The following is a 15,721-nucleotide window of genomic DNA, read 5'->3' on the forward strand; positions in this document are numbered from 1 at the left end:
AAAGGTTTTTTTCCGTTAATCCTCCATACCTCCTGCCTTTTTTATAACTTTCCTTTACATGGGGAAAATTAGAAGTATAATGAAAATATAAAGGTCAAAGTTGGTCAAACCGAGTGGTGATTCGTTCATGATATTGATGAATGGGAGGTTTATAAAGATGGATATTAATAATATGACGGAGAGAACCCAACAGGCGTTCATTGGCGGCCAGGAACTAGCCAAAGATAGAGGGAATCCCGAGTTGACGGAGCTGCATTTATTAAAGGCCTTAATGGAACAGGATGAAAGTTTATTAATCAGGATTCTATCGGAATCTGGTCAACCGATGAATCTATTTGATATAGAGCTAAATAAGGAACTGGATCGATTACCGGAAGTGAGCGGGAGTGTTTCCCAGGTTTACATGTCAACCTCCCTACAGCAAATTTTGACGGCTGCCGAAAAGGAAATGCAAATGTGGGAGGATGAATATTTATCTGTCGAACATATCCTGCTTGCGTCGTTGCAGGTCAATAAAACGAATGTAAACAGGCTTTTTTCATCATATGGAATTGATTATGACAAAGCAAAACGGGTTATAAACGATATAAGGGGGAATCAGCGAGTGACTAGTCAAAATCCTGAAAGCACTTATGAAGTACTGAAAAAATACGGCAGAGATCTCGTTGCTGAGGTTAAGTCGGGGAAGGTAGATCCTGTAATCGGCCGAGATACGGAAATCCGTAACGTCATCCGGATCCTTTCACGTAAAACGAAAAATAATCCTGTATTAATAGGAGAACCTGGAGTAGGTAAAACAGCGATTGTCGAGGGGTTGGCACAAAGGATCGTCAGGAAGGATGTGCCGGAAGGTTTAAAGGATAAGACCGTTTTTTCACTAGATATGAGTGCACTTGTCGCAGGGGCCAAATTCCGCGGTGAGTTTGAGGAACGGCTAAAAGCGGTGTTGAGCGAGATCAAGAAGAGTGACGGTAAAATTCTTTTATTCATTGATGAATTACACACAATTGTCGGTGCAGGAAGAACGGATGGCGCACTTGATGCCGGAAATATGTTAAAGCCGATGCTTGCGCGCGGTGAGCTGCATTGTATCGGTGCAACCACTCTTGATGAATATCGGCAATATATTGAAAAGGATCCGGCTCTGGAACGCCGTTTCCAACAGGTTCTGGTTCCTGAACCGGATGTGGAAGATACGATTTCAATTTTGCGGGGATTAAAGGAACGGTTTGAAATTCACCATGGCGTCAGGATACATGATCGGGCGATCGTTGCGGCTTCTGTCCTTTCGAACCGATATATAACGGAGCGGTTTTTACCGGATAAAGCGATAGATCTTGTGGATGAAGCATGTGCGATGATCCGAATGGAAATCGATTCAATGCCATCCGAGCTGGATGAAATCACGAGAAAAGTCATGCAACTGGAAATTGAAGAAGCGGCCCTGAAAAATGAGGAGGACCCTCAAAGCAAGGCAAGGCTGGAAGTACTTCAAAAAGAACTATCAGAACTTCAGGATCAAGCGAATAGCATGAAATCAAAGTGGCAAATGGAGAAATCAGCGCTTCAGAAGGTGCAGGATAAACGTGAAGAGCTTGAGAAACTGCGTCATGAACTGGAACAGGCAGAGAATGACTATGACCTTAACCGGGCAGCTGAACTTCGGCATGGAAGGATTCCGCAGCTTCAAAAAGAATTGGAAACAATGGAAGACGAATTGGAAAAGGAAAAACAGGAATCACGATTGCTTCGTCAGGAAGTGACGGAGGAGGAAATTGCCTCGATTGTTGCAAGGTGGACCGGGATTCCGGTAAGCAAGCTAGTGGAAAGCGAAAGGGAGAAGCTGCTTCGCCTATCTGATATCCTGCATGAACGCGTAATAGGTCAAGGAAAAGCGGTGGAACTCGTATCCGATGCTGTTTTAAGAGCAAGGGCGGGAATTAAAGATCCAAATAGACCAATCGGTTCATTCATTTTTCTTGGGCCGACTGGTGTCGGTAAAACCGAATTGGTAAAAGCTTTGGCAGAAACGTTATTCGATAGTGAGGAACATATGATTCGAATTGATATGTCGGAATATATGGAGAAACATTCCGTGTCCCGCCTTGTTGGTGCACCTCCTGGATATGTTGGATTTGAGGAAGGAGGCCAACTTACTGAGGCTGTCAGGAGAAACCCATATTCAGTCATATTATTAGACGAAATTGAAAAGGCACATCCGGAAGTCTTCAATATTTTGCTGCAGATGTTGGATGATGGAAGGATAACAGACTCCCAAGGCAGAACAATCAACTGTAAAAATACGGTGATCATCATGACTTCCAATATCGGTTCCCATTTCTTATTGCAGTCCAACCGGGAGGATGGTGGCATTGAAGAAGAAATAAAAGATCAGGTTTTTAAAGAATTAAGAGGCCATTTCCGTCCCGAATTTTTAAATCGCGTTGATGACATTGTTTTATTCAAACCTTTGACGAAACAAGAAATCGTTGAAATCGTGGATAAAATGGTTCATCAATTACAGGTAAGGTTAACTGAACAAAATATAGTCCTGAACGTCACAGAAGCGGCAAAGGAATTCATTGCGGACCAGGGATATGACCCGGTATATGGAGCAAGACCGCTGAAGCGGTTCATCCAAAAGCATCTTGAAACGAAAATCGCCCGTAAAATCATAGCTGGGAATGTTGAGCTTAAAGAAGGAATCACGATTGATCATGATCATGATGAATTGGTCCTCATATAAAAACGATGAAATGTAGTTTACACATAAGCAAAGTACGGTATAACAAAAAGGACATCCTAAAAAGGATGTCCTCTTTTGCTTCTTAATGTTGATGAGAGTCTTTAGCTGGCCCGGCAGGCAAGATAGCAGGGATAATACAAATCAGGATAGCAGCAACTAATCCTAAGATGGTTCCCTGCGCAGCATCGTATGAAACTCCGATCATGGAAGAAACAACATATACAGTCATATGCACTAATAAGAATGTCCAAAAAATTGCCCAAGCATAACGCATCGAATTTCACCTCATTCCACTACATTCATTTTTATCTTACCATAATTAATATACAGTTAAAACGTGTTTTTAATAATAACCTTTAAATAATTCAATACATTAAATCATAAGAGAACTTTTTCCGGCAGACAAGTTGGTTCCAAACTTCAAATGGGAAATCATAGGGGGGAATTAAAGCAAAAAATTATCCCTGCTTGGTTAATTTAGGATAAGAAGTTAGGCGTTTCCACTGACCCTTTCTATTTTTCTTCATAAATTAATATAGTAGTAGTAATATTCCTTAAAGGAGTTTGAACGATGGAACAACGAACTTTTCAAATTGATGACCAATGGAATATCATCTATTATCCAGAGCGGCCCAGTGGTTTTTCCGTAATGGTAATTGGAGATCGTAGTCATTTTGTCGAAAAAGACAGCAGCTTTTGGCTGCAGCATCCTGGCAGGCTGCAGATATTGGAATATTTAAAGGAATACGGATACACGCTATTTTCATCCAATTTTCACGGAGCCAACTGGGGCAGTCCTAAAGCACTGGACCTTTCCCTTAACCTATATATTCTTTTCATGAGAAAAGAAATAGTCAATCAAAGGGTTCATATATTGGCAGAGGGGACAGGCGCACTACTTGCCCTAAAGCTAATGAATGAACTTGGAAATAAAATTCGGTCTGTCGTATTGATTGATCCGGTTTTTTCTTTGAAAGCACAACTTGAGAAAGAAAAGGAAAACAAGTTCTTCTATAAAAAGTGGCTGTCAGAGGTTGCTGCTGCATATGAGCTCGATCCGGCAGAATGTGAACAGCATATCCTGGACACTGAGGATTCAGTTATCGCAGAGAATATCCCCATGAAAGTGATTCAGGTTTTTGGAAGCTTACGGAAAGAGCAAGCCTCCCTTTATCGGCAAATCCAGCTGGCTAGGAAAGAAGATTTGCAACTGACGTATATATTGCCCGAAAAACGTTATAAAATCCCTTATCAAATACAAAAGTTTTTCAATGAGAATGAAGAGATTTTATGAGAAGTGATATATTTTTACAATAGTTTGCATACGATACAGCATCTAAAAAAACTAGACGTGCCGGGTAAAGTGGGCTTGATGGCATAAGAGGAGGCTGTATTTATGCAAACGAACATTGTCATTGGCACTTATCGATTTGTGGGATTCTATGTGACTCAATATTTTTTGAACCAAGGTAAAGAAGTAATCGGAATCGATTGGGCTGATTCCGAAGCAAGTCAGTATATTATGGAAGAAAAGGAACTTGAAATAGGCAGGAATTCAAATTATATATACTTCCCGATTAATAAACTTAAATTATTGGATATTTCACAGCAGGACACGGTGTTCATATCTCTTTACGATATTCAAAGCGGAAAATTGGACAAAATCGATTTTCTGATAGGCGAAATCGTTTCCTTCATTGAGAAATTCAAAAATGGCAAGGATGAAATGCCAAATTTCGTTCTTTTCATGCCCATTGAAAAAGATGAAAGTATATTTCAGCCCATATTAAGCTCGATTCGTGAAATAGATTCTGCGAAAATCATATTCTTACCGACGATTTTTGGACCTTGGCAATCGGAAAACATGAGCTTTGAATCTGGAATCAATCAGCTTGGACAGTCTGATATCAATGCGGCAATTGCTGCCGAATATACCGGAGATGCTCTCTATATCACAGACTTTGTTAACGCTTTGGAACCAGTGCTTACCTCCTCTTCCGATAGGGACATCCAATTGTGCAGCAGTATAGATGACCATTGGAATAAATGTGCCAAGTTGATATTTGGTGAAAGTATGGATTCTTTCACTTCCCAATCAACAACTAAAATCAATAAAGGAACAATATTTGAAGTGCAATGCAAAATGGAACCAGAAGAAGGCATTGCTTTACAAAGAAAACATAATAAACGATTAAACTTACTTAAAAAGTGGAGAAAGCGAGACTGACTTGGAGAGCGATAACCAAACATGAAATCGATAGCTTTCGATATTAGGGAAGGGCAAAACTGTATATTTGCCTCTAATCTATATGTCTTGTACTATAATGTTCAAGGATAGGAATTTTCCTCAAAAGATATTCATGTTTTTATATGTGCGCCCTTTACGAAAGGGTGTTGTGGAATTATGATAATATTGAGCTTTATATGGCATCACAATGATCAATTGGATGAATATTCAAAAGATAGGGGGGAAACGCGAATGAGTTCAGATAAAACTCTTGAATTTATGGGAATCGCCATGAAATACTTCCCAGAGGCTAAAGCGAAGCTTGAAGCAAGCGGGATTCCATTCTCAATGGAGATGGCAGAGCCATTCATGGAGCTCTTTAAAAGCGTAATGCAAGAAGCTTATGAGCTTGGCAAACAAGATGCACAGCGTTAATTAAAGGCAGGCTGTCCGGTTAAAGGGCAGCCTTGATTCTTTATTCTTTTTTCAAGAACTTGGCGATCAATGGGTTCAGATCAATTTTATCGATGGTCGGTTTGTATTGACTGTATAAGCCCATCAATGTTTCAACGCTCTCCATCAATTGCATGTAATCAACCTTTGATTCCTCTTCTTGTTCCGGTTCAGCTTTCCTGCCAAACATCAAATTCGAAAAATGATCATCCGGGTTTCTTTCGCGGTTGCGATTGAAGATGTCCACAATGAATACCTCCTATACTCCCTTTATTTATAATGTATGTCCTAAAATTTCTTTGGCATAGGCGCTCGTCCGACTTCTGAAAGAGATTTCTTTAGCTTTTCAAACTGTTAACTCTTGCAAGGAAGTCTTTTTTTATATAAAATTAGTACCAGGTAATAATAGATGATTATAATAACTCATTAAAATATAAGGGGATGGCAAGATGAATGCTGGAATACTAGGGCTTGGCCGCTACTTACCCGAAAAAATCGTTACAAATGCGGATTTAGAAAAAATTATGGACACTTCCGACGAGTGGATCCGGACTAGGACGGGTATTGAGGAAAGAAGAATTGCAAATGATGATATTGATACATCAGATATGGCTTATGAAGCCGCAAAAGCTGCATTGAAAAATGCGGAAATTTCTGCTGAAAAGATAGATTTAATTCTTGTAGCAACTGTTACACCTGATCAGCCGTTTCCTTCTGTCGCTTGCATGATTCAAGAGAAATTGGGAGCTATGAAGGCAGCTGCAATGGATGTAAGTGCTGCATGTGCTGGTTTTATGTATGGAATGATCACGGCACAGCAATTTATTAAGACAGGTGCATATAAGCATGTGTTGATTGTAGGTGTTGAAAAACTTTCGAAAGTAACCAATTGGGAAGACCGTAACACTGCTGTACTTTTTGGTGACGGAGCGGGTGCAGTTGTACTTGGACCTGTATCTGATGGCAAAGGAGTCCTTTCCTTTGAATTAGGTGCAGATGGAACAGGTGGGAAGCACTTATTACAGGAAGGAGATTTCATTCAAATGAATGGACGTGAAGTATTTAAATTTGCTGTCCGTCAGATGGGGGAATCCAGCCTGGGTGTATTGGACAAAGCTGGTTTGACAAAAGAAGATGTGGATCTGCTTGTCCCGCATCAAGCAAACATTCGCATCATGGAAGCGTCAAGGGAACGATTGGATCTCCCGCTTGAAAAAATGACAAAAACGATTCATAAATATGGAAATACTTCATCAGCGTCCATTCCAATTGCCCTTGTGGAAGAAATGGAAGCGGGAAGGATCAAGGACAATGACTTAATCGTCATGGTCGGTTTTGGTGGTGGCCTTACATGGGGAGCGATCGCTCTTAGGTGGGGTAAATAAAAGAAGAAGCAAAACGTAAGTGCTTTAAAAATAGGAAGGAGCCATTTTTAATGACTAAACGCCGTGTAGTTGTAACAGGTATTGGAGCAATCTCTCCAGTTGGTAATGATGCAGAAACTGGATGGAAGAATATAATCGAGGGGAAATCGGGAATAGGACCTTTAACTCGTTTGAATGCTGAAGAATTCCCCGTTAAAGTGGCTGCTGAAATCAAGGAATTTGATATAGAGACATATATTAATCGTAAAGAAGCGCGCAAAATGGACCGTTTTACCCACTATGCAATTGCCGCTTCCGTTATGGCATATAATGATAGCAAGCTGGAAATAACCGATGAAAATGCTGCACGTGTCGGGGTCTGGATCGGTTCGGGTATCGGCGGGCTGGAGACACTTGAAACACAGCATGAAAACTTTTTAAACAGAGGATATAAGCGGGTGAGCCCATTTTTCGTTCCAATGATGATTCCGGACATGGCAGCCGGCCAGGTTTCTATCTTACTGGGTGCAAAAGGCATCAATTCATGTACGGTAACAGCCTGTGCAACAGGAACAAATTCAATTGGCGATGCGTTTAAAGCCATTCAACGGGGTGATGCCGATGTCATGATCACAGGCGGGGCAGAAGCGCCAATCACGAAAATGTCTGTTGCAGGTTTCTGTGCAAATACGGCTTTATCGACCAACCCTGATCCACAAACGGCTAGCCGTCCTTTTGATCTTAATCGTGATGGTTTCGTAATTGGGGAAGGATCGGGAATTATCGTTCTGGAAGATCTTGAACATGCATTGAATAGAGGAGCCAAGATTTATGCTGAAATAGCTGGTTATGGCTCAACTGGAGATGCCTTCCATATTACCGCTCCGGCACCAGGTGGAGAAGGCGGGGCAAGAGCAATGAAAATTGCAATTGAGGATGCAGGTTTGAATCCGGAAGACATCCAATATGTGAATGCCCACGGAACGAGTACGCCATACAATGACAAATACGAAACGATGGCAGTCAAAGAAGTCTTTGGCGACCATGCTAATAAACTTGCAATAAGTTCCACTAAATCGATGACAGGCCATATGTTAGGGGCAGCTGGCGGTGTGGAAGCAATATTCACGATTCAGGCAATAAGGGACAGCATTTTGCCTCCAACCATCAATATTGAAACACCAGACCCTGAGTGTGATTTGGACTATGTTCCGAATCAAGCAAGGAAGGGCGAAATCAATGTAGCCATAAGCAATTCACTTGGATTTGGTGGACATAACGCAACCATTCTTTTCAAGAAGTATAAATAAGTTATGAAGGAAGAGCAGATCTTTTGGGATCTGCTCTTTTTATTTTTAGGGAAAATGAAAATGCAAGGGATATAAAATGTGTCAACCGCCTTCTTGAAATCATACGATAGTCAAAAGAAGCGGGGGTGTATGGGAAATGGGAGTCATTTCAACCGATGAATGGATGAAGAAGGAATTCAACCGCCCGGTCAAGATGATGGAAAGACTTAAAAGTACATTCAACAATATCCTTGATGCGGACATGATTTATCATCATTTATTAAAGCATGGCATGTATTCGCCGAATCAAAAAACAAAACTCATATTGGAAGATTTAAAAGAAAATAATGCATGGGAAAAAACAGAAAGCTTGTTTACAGCTTATAAGAAGCTTTGGGGAGGGCCTGATGTTCCCATATATATTTTTCCGCTTATGTCTTCAGGGATATGGAATAAAAAGGTTGAAACGAAGTCAGGGTTGGCATTTAAAGATAAACTATTCCTTTTTTACGGCAAGGGGATGGCCGAAAAGGAAATGGAGGCCTTGTTGATTCATGAATATCATCATGTTTGCCGTCTGCATCATTTGAAAAAGGACCAAAAAGACTACACTCTCCTGGATACAATGATCATGGAAGGACTGGCAGAAAGAACGGTGGAAAAATATTTAGGAGCAAAATTTTTAGCGAAATGGACTAAGTTATATCAGGAAGATAAACTACGGGAATTTTGGATCAGGCACTTAGAGGAAAAACACAAGATAAAACGTACAGACCCTCTTCATGATGCACTTCTGCTTGGGACGAAAGGATATCCATATATGCTTGGATACTGCAGTGGCTATTACCTGGTGAAAAATTTCGAACTCTCTGTGAAAAGATCATTCATTATCCAATCTGAAGAATTCTTATCAAAAAAGAGTTAATATATACGTTCTTTTTTTCTTAATCTGTTTTCTAGAATAGGAATAAATTGTATGGTTCCTGCCTATACTGATTGACAAACAGAAATTTGTTTAAGTGAGGGATGAATGATGCTATATCTTCATGATGTATGGGTTAACTGGTTTGAAGGAGAAGAAAACGGATATAATATTTGTCATTTTCATGAATGGAGGAAGGATGACGGGATCGAACTATTAGATCAAGTTCCTTTGTTGAAAGTGTCTTCAACATTGTTCCACTACATAGAGAACGACTTGTCAGAATTACCTAAGCCATTGCTCAATGATGTTTATCAAAAAGCATATGCAAGGAAAAATCATGAAAGAATTCAGCTTGACTATTGTTTTATCGTGACTGATGGAAATGGAATTTTAGCTGTTGATACGATAGGTTATCATATTCCGATCAGGAAAAGCAGAATAATTCCCCGGCAGGAACAAATTGTTTATGACATGATAGAAAACCATGATGAGATGGACTACACCTTTACTGAAAAACCTACATCTGAGAAAGAATATCATATTTTGTCGCCGTCTCCCTTATTCATGAACGGTTTGACAAGAAAAGAGAGACAGCTTAAGCAATTGTTATTCATGGCCATGGACCAACTATTCACTGCGAAAAACACTGCTGAAATCCGTTATTGGTATACAGAATGGGCCCCTGAGAAATATGAAAACATTCAAGAAATGGATTTTCAGATAGCTTGGCTTGAGTTATATGAAGAAATGAAGGAAGGCTGGTCAGATAAGCACCTTCAACTTTGTGAAAACCTTGTGAAGGGGCAGCCTTTTTTTGAAAAGCTTTGGCAAGTGGAGGCTGGCGATAGCCCATCGATATTATGAACAAAAAAGACGATCCGATGAGGATCGTCTTTTTTTTATCTCTTTCTGCCTAGTCCCATGCCGTTATACATTTTTCTGATCATTTTATTGGCTTCAATATTCGCCTTTTCTGCACCGCGGTCCAGAATTTCATCCAATTCAGGTGAATCGATCAATTCATTAAAGCGTTCCTGGATTGGTAGGATTTCCCCAAGAACCACCTCAGCCAAATCACTTTTAAAGTCACCATAACCTTTACCTTCATACATCTCTTCAATTTCTGAATAGGATTTTCCACTGAAGATGGAGTATATGGACATCAGGTTGGAAACACCCGCTTTGTTTTCCTTATCATAACGGACAATACCTTCCGAATCGGTAACTGCGCTTTTGATGTTTTTTTCGATTTGCTTCGGATCATCCAATAAGGCAATCGTTGCCTTTTTATTAGGATCAGATTTGCTCATTTTCTTGGTTGGTTCCTGAAGGGACATGATACGGGCCCCTTCTGTAGGGAGGCTGATTTCCGGAATTTTAAAAATGTCATTATGCTTTTTATTGAACCGTTCAGCCAAATCGCGTGTCAATTCAAGATGCTGTCTTTGATCTTCCCCGACAGGAACTACATCTGTACTATAAAGGAGAATATCGGCAGCCATTAGCGGCGGGTATGTAAGCAGTGCTGCGGATACCCCTTCTTTGCCAGCGGATTTGTCCTTAAATTGCGTCATTCTCTCAAGTTCCCCAATATAGGATATACTTTGTAAAATCCAGCCTGCCTGAGCATGCGCAGGTACTTCTGATTGAATGAAGATGGTATTCTTTTCAGGATCCAAACCAATGGCCAAATATAAAGCGGCCAATGTTTTAATGTTTTTCCTTAACTTAATGCGATCTTGTGGAACTGTAATTGCATGCTGGTCAACAATACAAAAGAAACATTCATATTCATTTTGTAAGTTAACGAATTGCTTCATGGCTCCGATGTAATTTCCTAAAGTAACGGAACCGGATGGCTGAATGCCGGAGAAAATCCTTTTCAACTGCTAGTCACTCCTCTAAATGCGTTTATTGATAAATGGATATTCGTTCTTCATTATTGTAAGGATAAATAGAAAATGAATCCACTTTCTTTGAAAGAAATGTGCGTGCTCCCGTGATGGGGAAAAACGCTCATTTAAATCTTGTGGAGGGCCGTTTTGTCCTGTATCGATGCCATTCTGAGAATACGAAATGTCCACTATACTGTATTTTAGCATTTATTCATATTAAATGTATAATCGAAACGGCAATCAAGCCGATAGATTGGATTTTCCGTTTCTTTTTTTTGACATGGAAGAAATGAAGGGTTCAAGGAAAATCAAACCGTTTAACATATAGCACAATGAGCAGAGCATTTTAGGGAAGGATACTAACAAGGGAATACAGGATTGTGAACGTATTCTTAAGGCTGAAACTTTATAAAGCAGTTTTTTTAATTATTTTTAATATATAGGAGTAAAGTTAATTGTTTGTGGTATTAAAGAAAGGGGTTTATTATATTTGTTGAATATTGATGACTGATGGCGAATGAGGTGGAGAAAATGAAACCAATGTGTAAATGGTTGATGACAGGTATGTGCATATTCCTGATTCAACAGCCAGTTCATGCGCAAGGCATGAATGAAACCAGGCAGGTGGCATTAGAAAATAAAGAATTGCCTGTGAGCGTACCGCGTTTTGTTTTTGATTCGGGGTTGAAATTCGACTACCCGGATGCTGTGCGCGGAATATATGTGACAGGTCCTGCAGCTGGCGGCAATAAATTGAATGAACTTATTAATTATGTAGATGAAACCGATTTGAATGCGATGGTCATTGACATTAAGGATGACAGGGGGAACGTTACGTATAAACCCGAAGATCCCGATTCTCCATATGCTGGGATCGGTAAAGACTACATAAAAAACCCAAGGTCAATGCTGAAAAAATTTGAGGATAAACAGATTTATCCAATTGCAAGGGTAGTCGTCTTTAAAGACTCCCATTTGGCCAAAGAGAAGCCTGAATTGTCTTTTTTAGATGGAGAAAAGGTATGGAAGAATGGTCGAGGGGAAGCCTTCGTTAACCCATTCTTAAAAGAGGTGTGGGATTATAATGTCGGTATTGCCATTGAAGCGGCAAAGTTGGGTTTTAAAGAAATTCAATTTGACTATGTCCGTTTTCCCGAAGGATTCGAAAATAAAGAAGATGATTTGAAATATGATGTAGGTGAATATGATGAAGCGAAAGTGAGTAATACAGCTAAAAGGGTTCAGGCAGTGACTGATTTCGTAAGTTATGCGAGGGAACAACTGAAGCCATATGGTGTGGAAGTATCAGTGGATATTTTTGGATATGCAGCTACATTGCCTGAAGCTCCCGGAATTGGGCAAAACTTCACAAAAATTTCTGAGAATGTTGATGTAATTTCCTCGATGATCTATCCGAGTCACTGGACATCTTATTTTGGTATCGATAAGCCGGATTTGGAGCCTTATAATCTCGTTAAGGAATATGCAAAATTAGAGAACGGAAAGCTGAAGGAATTAAAAACACCACCTACTTCAAGACCTTGGTTACAAGACTTTACTGCCTCATATTTAGGAGAGGGGAATTACCAGAGGTATGGTAAGGAAGAAGTGGAAGCCCAAATAAAAGCACTGAAAGACAATGGTATTGATGAATACTTATTATGGAATGCAGCAAATCGATATACAAAGGGAGTAGACTATACCCCATGAAAAAAGGATGACCTAGGAAGTTTCTTCCGGTCATCCATATTCTCTCTGAATTACCGCTTTTTATTCCCGCCAACTTGACTCCACCCTGACTGAATTCGTTTCGAATGATCGAAAATATGAGAGTGACGTTTTCCGCCAAACCATTTTTCGCCGATGCCATTCGTCACAACGCCATTCACGGCTGTAATGCCAATAACGCAAGCAGCGACTAAAAAAAAGTCCAAAAAGTAACTGATCATCAAAACCCTCCTAATATTTTCAAGCTATTCAAGTTCCATTGTAGTGGATATGAAATAATCTGGAAAGTATAAACTAGCAAATGAGGAGATTAAATTATGAATTGGTACGAAAAACTAAACCAGTATTTCCCTATTGAAGAGATGAAGTCCAAAGAACATATAGAAGTCCTTTTAGAAGATAAACAGGAAATATATAAAAAAGATGAAGGTCCCGATCATGTTTTATTGTATGTGGAAGGGGAAGAGTTTATATTCGTTGATTACCTTTTTGTATCAAAGAAATCAAGGGGGCAGGGACTAGGGAGGAAATTGATTCAAAAATTGCAAAAAAAGCAGAAAACGATCTTGCTGGAAGTAGAACCAGTACAAGAAAATGATGATGACACATTTAAAAGGCTGAAATTTTATAAAAGGGAAGGATTCCGGCATGCCTCTTCAATCTCCTACAGCAGAAAATCGCTTGCCACCAAGGAGGATACGCCTATGGAAATCTTATATTGGCCCGCAAATCCATCAGTTGATGAAGAAGACGTATTTGATTTCATGAAAGAGATTTATTCTGAAATCCATACTTACAAAGATGATGATCTTTATGGGAAATCTTATCAAGATGTAGAGGATGTACTAAGCTTGAATGCAGGTCAGGAGACGGATATTTTTAAAGAGGTGCAAATTTGAGTGAAAGGGCCGGTTGTTTAACCGGCCCTTTTTAAATTTGTCAAAAAGTGTGCCAGCAGAAAACAACTGGAACCCTTGCAATCTGTCTTTTCTTATTGTGCAAATTTTGCATTAAAGTGAATATCTAAATAGCTGATTTTTGAATTGTTTTTATTTTTGGAAATATATGTGCTAAAAGAATGGTTTTTAATGTAAAAGGAGGAATTTGCATTTGATTAAAGAAAATATATTAACATGATCTTGTTTATTGACAAAGATTGGGGGTAAATAAAAGTAAAGAGTTATTTAAAGAATCATGAGGGCCGTATTGAGAGTTAAATGAGAATGGTAGGTAGGTATTTTCAATTAGAAAAAGCAGTTTTAATGTATTACATAAAAAACGGAAAAAGCTATAGTACAGGCTAAACTAGAAGTTTAAAAGGATTTTTTCAAATATCAAAAAGGGTATTCATTTTAAATAATTTAGTGTATAATAAAGAAAATGAAATACTTAATTAAAATTATTTCAAATTAGAGTGGTACTTATGAATACTAATAGTAGATTTCCCCTCATAGATCACCGATTCTATATTTAGGGAGTGTGAGTAAACATGGTAACATTATATACATCACCTAGTTGTACTTCATGCAGAAAAGCAAAAGCATGGTTAGAGGAACATGAGATTGGATATAAAGAAAGAAACATTTTTTCAGAACCGTTAACGATTGATGAGATTAAAGAAATTCTTCGAATGACAGAAGATGGAACCGATGAAATCATTTCAACACGGTCAAAAACTTTCCAAAAGTTAAACGTAAATTTAGAGAGCCTGCCTCTTCAAGAATTATATAAATTGATCAAGGAGAATCCAGGTCTGTTAAGACGTCCAATTATCCTTGACGAGAAACGGCTTCAAGTTGGTTATAATGAAGATGAGATAAGACGCTTTCTACCACGTAAAGTCCGTACCTTCCAGTTACGGGAAGCACAACGTATGGTCAACTAATAAGGTCTTTCAAGCTCTGCCAGGAAATGTGCAGGGCTTTTTCTTTATACATAACGTTTCACTGATTTTTTTAACTTAATGAAGGGGAACATAAAAGAATCCTTAGGCGGCATCAGACGTTTTGGGTTTGCAGCAGGTCCTTTGAACCGGTCATCATTTAAAGAAAAAATAATGAATGCAGCTCATCATGCTGTGTATATAATAAGGCATTAATGGCAGAAAGACCAAAATTGAATAAAGCATTATGATAGTTGCATCAGGATGAATTATTTTATAGAATGAATGGAATATTAGGCAAACAATTGTTTTTTAGATAAGTAATGTTTTTTATTTCCCTTCTTCAAGGTTTTGTCATAAAATGATGTAAAATAGTCCGTTTTAATGACTATCATGATTTACAGTATTCACTTACGGGTAAAGAGCTTTTAAGAGCAATTTTCGCTTGGGGGTTATTATCCCTTCAAAATGAGAAAGGAAGGGAGAGGGGAATCATGGAAATCGAACGCATTAATGACGATACAGTTAAATTTTATATTTCCTATATAGATATTGAGGAAAGAGGCTTTGATCGCGAAGAAATTTGGTACAGCCGCGAGCGAAGTGAGGAGCTTTTTTGGGAAATGATGGATGAAGTGCATCAAGAAGAAGAATTCATGATTGAAGGACCCTTATGGATTCAAGTTCAAGCCCTTGAAAAAGGCTTGGAAGTTTTGGTCACAAAAGCCCAGCTTGCCAAAGATGGTCAGAAACTCGAGCTGCCTCTTTCAGATGATAAGTTAAGGGATTTGAATGTATCAGACAAGATGGATACGCTTATTGATCAACATTTTCATGGTAAAGATGAAGAAAGCGGTATGACATTCGAAGATGGTATGATTGAATTCATCACGACTTTCGAGGATTTTGAAGATGTCATTTCATTAAGCAAGCGTCAGGGCTTGGATGAATGGACGACAAAACTTTATGTTTATCAGAATAAATATTATCTTTATATCGAATTTTCCGAGGCGGAGATTGATGAGGAAGAAATCGATAATGTTTTAAGTCTTTTATTGGAATATAGTCAGGAGTCACCTATAACGGTGCACATGCTTGAAGAGTACGGGAAGATAGTTATCGAAAATGATGTATTCACAACGGTCGATAAATATTTCGCATAGACTGTTGAGGCCGATTTCAGTAGAAATCGGCCTTTTCGTCCAAGAATAA

General features: G+C 39.0%; 16 protein-coding genes. 12 read left to right on the plus strand and 4 right to left on the minus strand.

Going from position 1 to position 15,721, the window contains the following annotated elements:
- Nucleotides 1–157 precede the first annotated feature (157 nt).
- Complete coding sequence (gene clpB, locus N0M92_RS00260; RefSeq protein WP_260283995.1) at nt 158–2,746, plus strand: ATP-dependent chaperone ClpB; 2,589 nt, start codon at nt 158–160, stop codon at nt 2,744–2,746.
- Between the two features lie 82 nt (nt 2,747–2,828).
- Here the strand turns inward: clpB and N0M92_RS00265 are convergent, their stop codons facing one another.
- Nucleotides 2,829–3,020, minus strand: a complete 192-nt coding sequence (locus N0M92_RS00265) for a YjzD family protein (RefSeq protein WP_260283996.1) — start codon at nt 3,018–3,020, stop codon at nt 2,829–2,831.
- Nucleotides 3,021–3,317: 297 nt separating this feature from the next.
- On the opposite strand from N0M92_RS00265, the gene N0M92_RS00270 reads away from it, so the two are divergent.
- The 3 genes from N0M92_RS00270 to N0M92_RS00280 all read left to right on the plus strand — a co-directional run bounded on the left by N0M92_RS00270 (nt 3,318) and on the right by N0M92_RS00280 (nt 5,408).
- Nucleotides 3,318–4,040, plus strand: a complete 723-nt coding sequence (locus N0M92_RS00270; protein ID WP_260283997.1) for an alpha/beta fold hydrolase — start codon at nt 3,318–3,320, stop codon at nt 4,038–4,040.
- Between the two features lie 102 nt (nt 4,041–4,142).
- Nucleotides 4,143–4,973: a Rossmann-fold NAD(P)-binding domain-containing protein gene (locus N0M92_RS00275; protein WP_260283998.1), complete on the plus strand. Its 831-nt coding sequence runs from the start codon at nt 4,143–4,145 to the stop codon at nt 4,971–4,973.
- Between the two features lie 252 nt (nt 4,974–5,225).
- On the plus strand, nt 5,226–5,408 hold the full coding sequence (locus N0M92_RS00280; RefSeq protein WP_034314525.1) for a ComZ family protein: 183 nt from the start codon (nt 5,226–5,228) through the stop codon (nt 5,406–5,408).
- 40 nt (nt 5,409–5,448) lie between these two features.
- On the opposite strand, the gene N0M92_RS00285 is transcribed toward N0M92_RS00280, so the two are convergent.
- Nucleotides 5,449–5,673 (minus strand): hypothetical protein, encoded by a 225-nt coding sequence (locus N0M92_RS00285; protein WP_260283999.1) that lies wholly within the window; start codon nt 5,671–5,673, stop codon nt 5,449–5,451.
- Nucleotides 5,674–5,875: 202 nt separating this feature from the next.
- Between N0M92_RS00285 and N0M92_RS00290 the strand changes: the two genes are divergently transcribed.
- The 4 genes from N0M92_RS00290 to N0M92_RS00305 all read left to right on the plus strand — a co-directional run bounded on the left by N0M92_RS00290 (nt 5,876) and on the right by N0M92_RS00305 (nt 9,868).
- Entirely contained in the window at nt 5,876–6,811 is a 936-nt protein-coding gene (locus tag N0M92_RS00290; protein WP_260284000.1) for a beta-ketoacyl-ACP synthase III, read from the plus strand.
- Between the two features lie 50 nt (nt 6,812–6,861).
- Complete coding sequence (gene fabF / locus N0M92_RS00295) at nt 6,862–8,100, plus strand: beta-ketoacyl-ACP synthase II (RefSeq protein ID WP_192203708.1); 1,239 nt, start codon at nt 6,862–6,864, stop codon at nt 8,098–8,100.
- A 136-nt stretch (nt 8,101–8,236) separates the two neighbouring features.
- Nucleotides 8,237–9,004: a DUF2268 domain-containing protein gene (locus N0M92_RS00300; RefSeq protein WP_260284001.1), complete on the plus strand. Its 768-nt coding sequence runs from the start codon at nt 8,237–8,239 to the stop codon at nt 9,002–9,004.
- Between the two features lie 108 nt (nt 9,005–9,112).
- Nucleotides 9,113–9,868: a YjbA family protein gene (locus tag N0M92_RS00305; protein ID WP_260284322.1), complete on the plus strand. Its 756-nt coding sequence runs from the start codon at nt 9,113–9,115 to the stop codon at nt 9,866–9,868.
- A 35-nt stretch (nt 9,869–9,903) separates the two neighbouring features.
- Here the strand turns inward: N0M92_RS00305 and trpS are convergent, their stop codons facing one another.
- A complete protein-coding gene (trpS, locus tag N0M92_RS00310) occupies nt 9,904–10,890 on the minus strand; it encodes a tryptophan--tRNA ligase (protein WP_098371292.1) in 987 nt (328 codons plus the stop codon).
- A 573-nt stretch (nt 10,891–11,463) separates the two neighbouring features.
- Between trpS and N0M92_RS00315 the strand changes: the two genes are divergently transcribed.
- Nucleotides 11,464–12,609, plus strand: a complete 1,146-nt coding sequence (locus N0M92_RS00315) for a putative glycoside hydrolase (RefSeq protein ID WP_260284323.1) — start codon at nt 11,464–11,466, stop codon at nt 12,607–12,609.
- A 50-nt stretch (nt 12,610–12,659) separates the two neighbouring features.
- Here the strand turns inward: N0M92_RS00315 and N0M92_RS00320 are convergent, their stop codons facing one another.
- Nucleotides 12,660–12,848 (minus strand): hypothetical protein, encoded by a 189-nt coding sequence (locus N0M92_RS00320; RefSeq protein ID WP_192203711.1) that lies wholly within the window; start codon nt 12,846–12,848, stop codon nt 12,660–12,662.
- Between the two features lie 96 nt (nt 12,849–12,944).
- Here N0M92_RS00320 and N0M92_RS00325 point away from each other — a divergent pair, with 96 nt between their 5' ends.
- From N0M92_RS00325 to mecA, 3 genes are all read left to right on the plus strand, one after another.
- Nucleotides 12,945–13,526, plus strand: a complete 582-nt coding sequence (locus N0M92_RS00325; protein ID WP_260284002.1) for a GNAT family N-acetyltransferase — start codon at nt 12,945–12,947, stop codon at nt 13,524–13,526.
- A gap of 590 nt (nt 13,527–14,116) precedes the next feature.
- Nucleotides 14,117–14,512: a transcriptional regulator SpxA gene (gene spxA / locus N0M92_RS00330; protein WP_034314502.1), complete on the plus strand. Its 396-nt coding sequence runs from the start codon at nt 14,117–14,119 to the stop codon at nt 14,510–14,512.
- A gap of 491 nt (nt 14,513–15,003) precedes the next feature.
- Nucleotides 15,004–15,672, plus strand: coding sequence for an adaptor protein MecA (mecA, locus tag N0M92_RS00335; RefSeq protein WP_260284003.1), 669 nt, complete (start codon nt 15,004–15,006; stop codon nt 15,670–15,672).
- Nucleotides 15,673–15,721: the final 49 nt, after the last annotated feature.

It is taken from the genome of Peribacillus aracenensis, from assembly GCF_025175645.1.
GTDB lineage: Bacteria > Bacillota > Bacilli > Bacillales > DSM-1321 > Peribacillus > Peribacillus aracenensis.

Excerpts from the sequence above, each read along its gene's own strand:
- clpB (WP_260283995.1), top strand. The coding sequence starts at position 158 with ATGGATATTAATAATATGACGGAGAGAACCCAACAGGCGTTCATTGGC.
- N0M92_RS00265 (WP_260283996.1), bottom strand. The coding sequence starts at position 3,020 with ATGCGTTATGCTTGGGCAATTTTTTGGACATTCTTATTAGTGCATATG.
- N0M92_RS00270 (WP_260283997.1), top strand. The coding sequence starts at position 3,318 with ATGGAACAACGAACTTTTCAAATTGATGACCAATGGAATATCATCTAT.
- N0M92_RS00275 (WP_260283998.1), top strand. The coding sequence starts at position 4,143 with ATGCAAACGAACATTGTCATTGGCACTTATCGATTTGTGGGATTCTAT.
- N0M92_RS00280 (WP_034314525.1), top strand. The coding sequence starts at position 5,226 with ATGAGTTCAGATAAAACTCTTGAATTTATGGGAATCGCCATGAAATAC.
- N0M92_RS00290 (WP_260284000.1), top strand. The coding sequence starts at position 5,876 with ATGAATGCTGGAATACTAGGGCTTGGCCGCTACTTACCCGAAAAAATC.
- fabF (WP_192203708.1), top strand. The coding sequence starts at position 6,862 with ATGACTAAACGCCGTGTAGTTGTAACAGGTATTGGAGCAATCTCTCCA.
- N0M92_RS00300 (WP_260284001.1), top strand. The coding sequence starts at position 8,237 with ATGGGAGTCATTTCAACCGATGAATGGATGAAGAAGGAATTCAACCGC.
- N0M92_RS00305 (WP_260284322.1), top strand. The coding sequence starts at position 9,113 with ATGCTATATCTTCATGATGTATGGGTTAACTGGTTTGAAGGAGAAGAA.
- N0M92_RS00315 (WP_260284323.1), top strand. The coding sequence starts at position 11,464 with ATGTGCATATTCCTGATTCAACAGCCAGTTCATGCGCAAGGCATGAAT.
- N0M92_RS00320 (WP_192203711.1), bottom strand. The coding sequence starts at position 12,848 with ATGATCAGTTACTTTTTGGACTTTTTTTTAGTCGCTGCTTGCGTTATT.
- N0M92_RS00325 (WP_260284002.1), top strand. The coding sequence starts at position 12,945 with ATGAATTGGTACGAAAAACTAAACCAGTATTTCCCTATTGAAGAGATG.
- spxA (WP_034314502.1), top strand. The coding sequence starts at position 14,117 with ATGGTAACATTATATACATCACCTAGTTGTACTTCATGCAGAAAAGCA.
- mecA (WP_260284003.1), top strand. The coding sequence starts at position 15,004 with ATGGAAATCGAACGCATTAATGACGATACAGTTAAATTTTATATTTCC.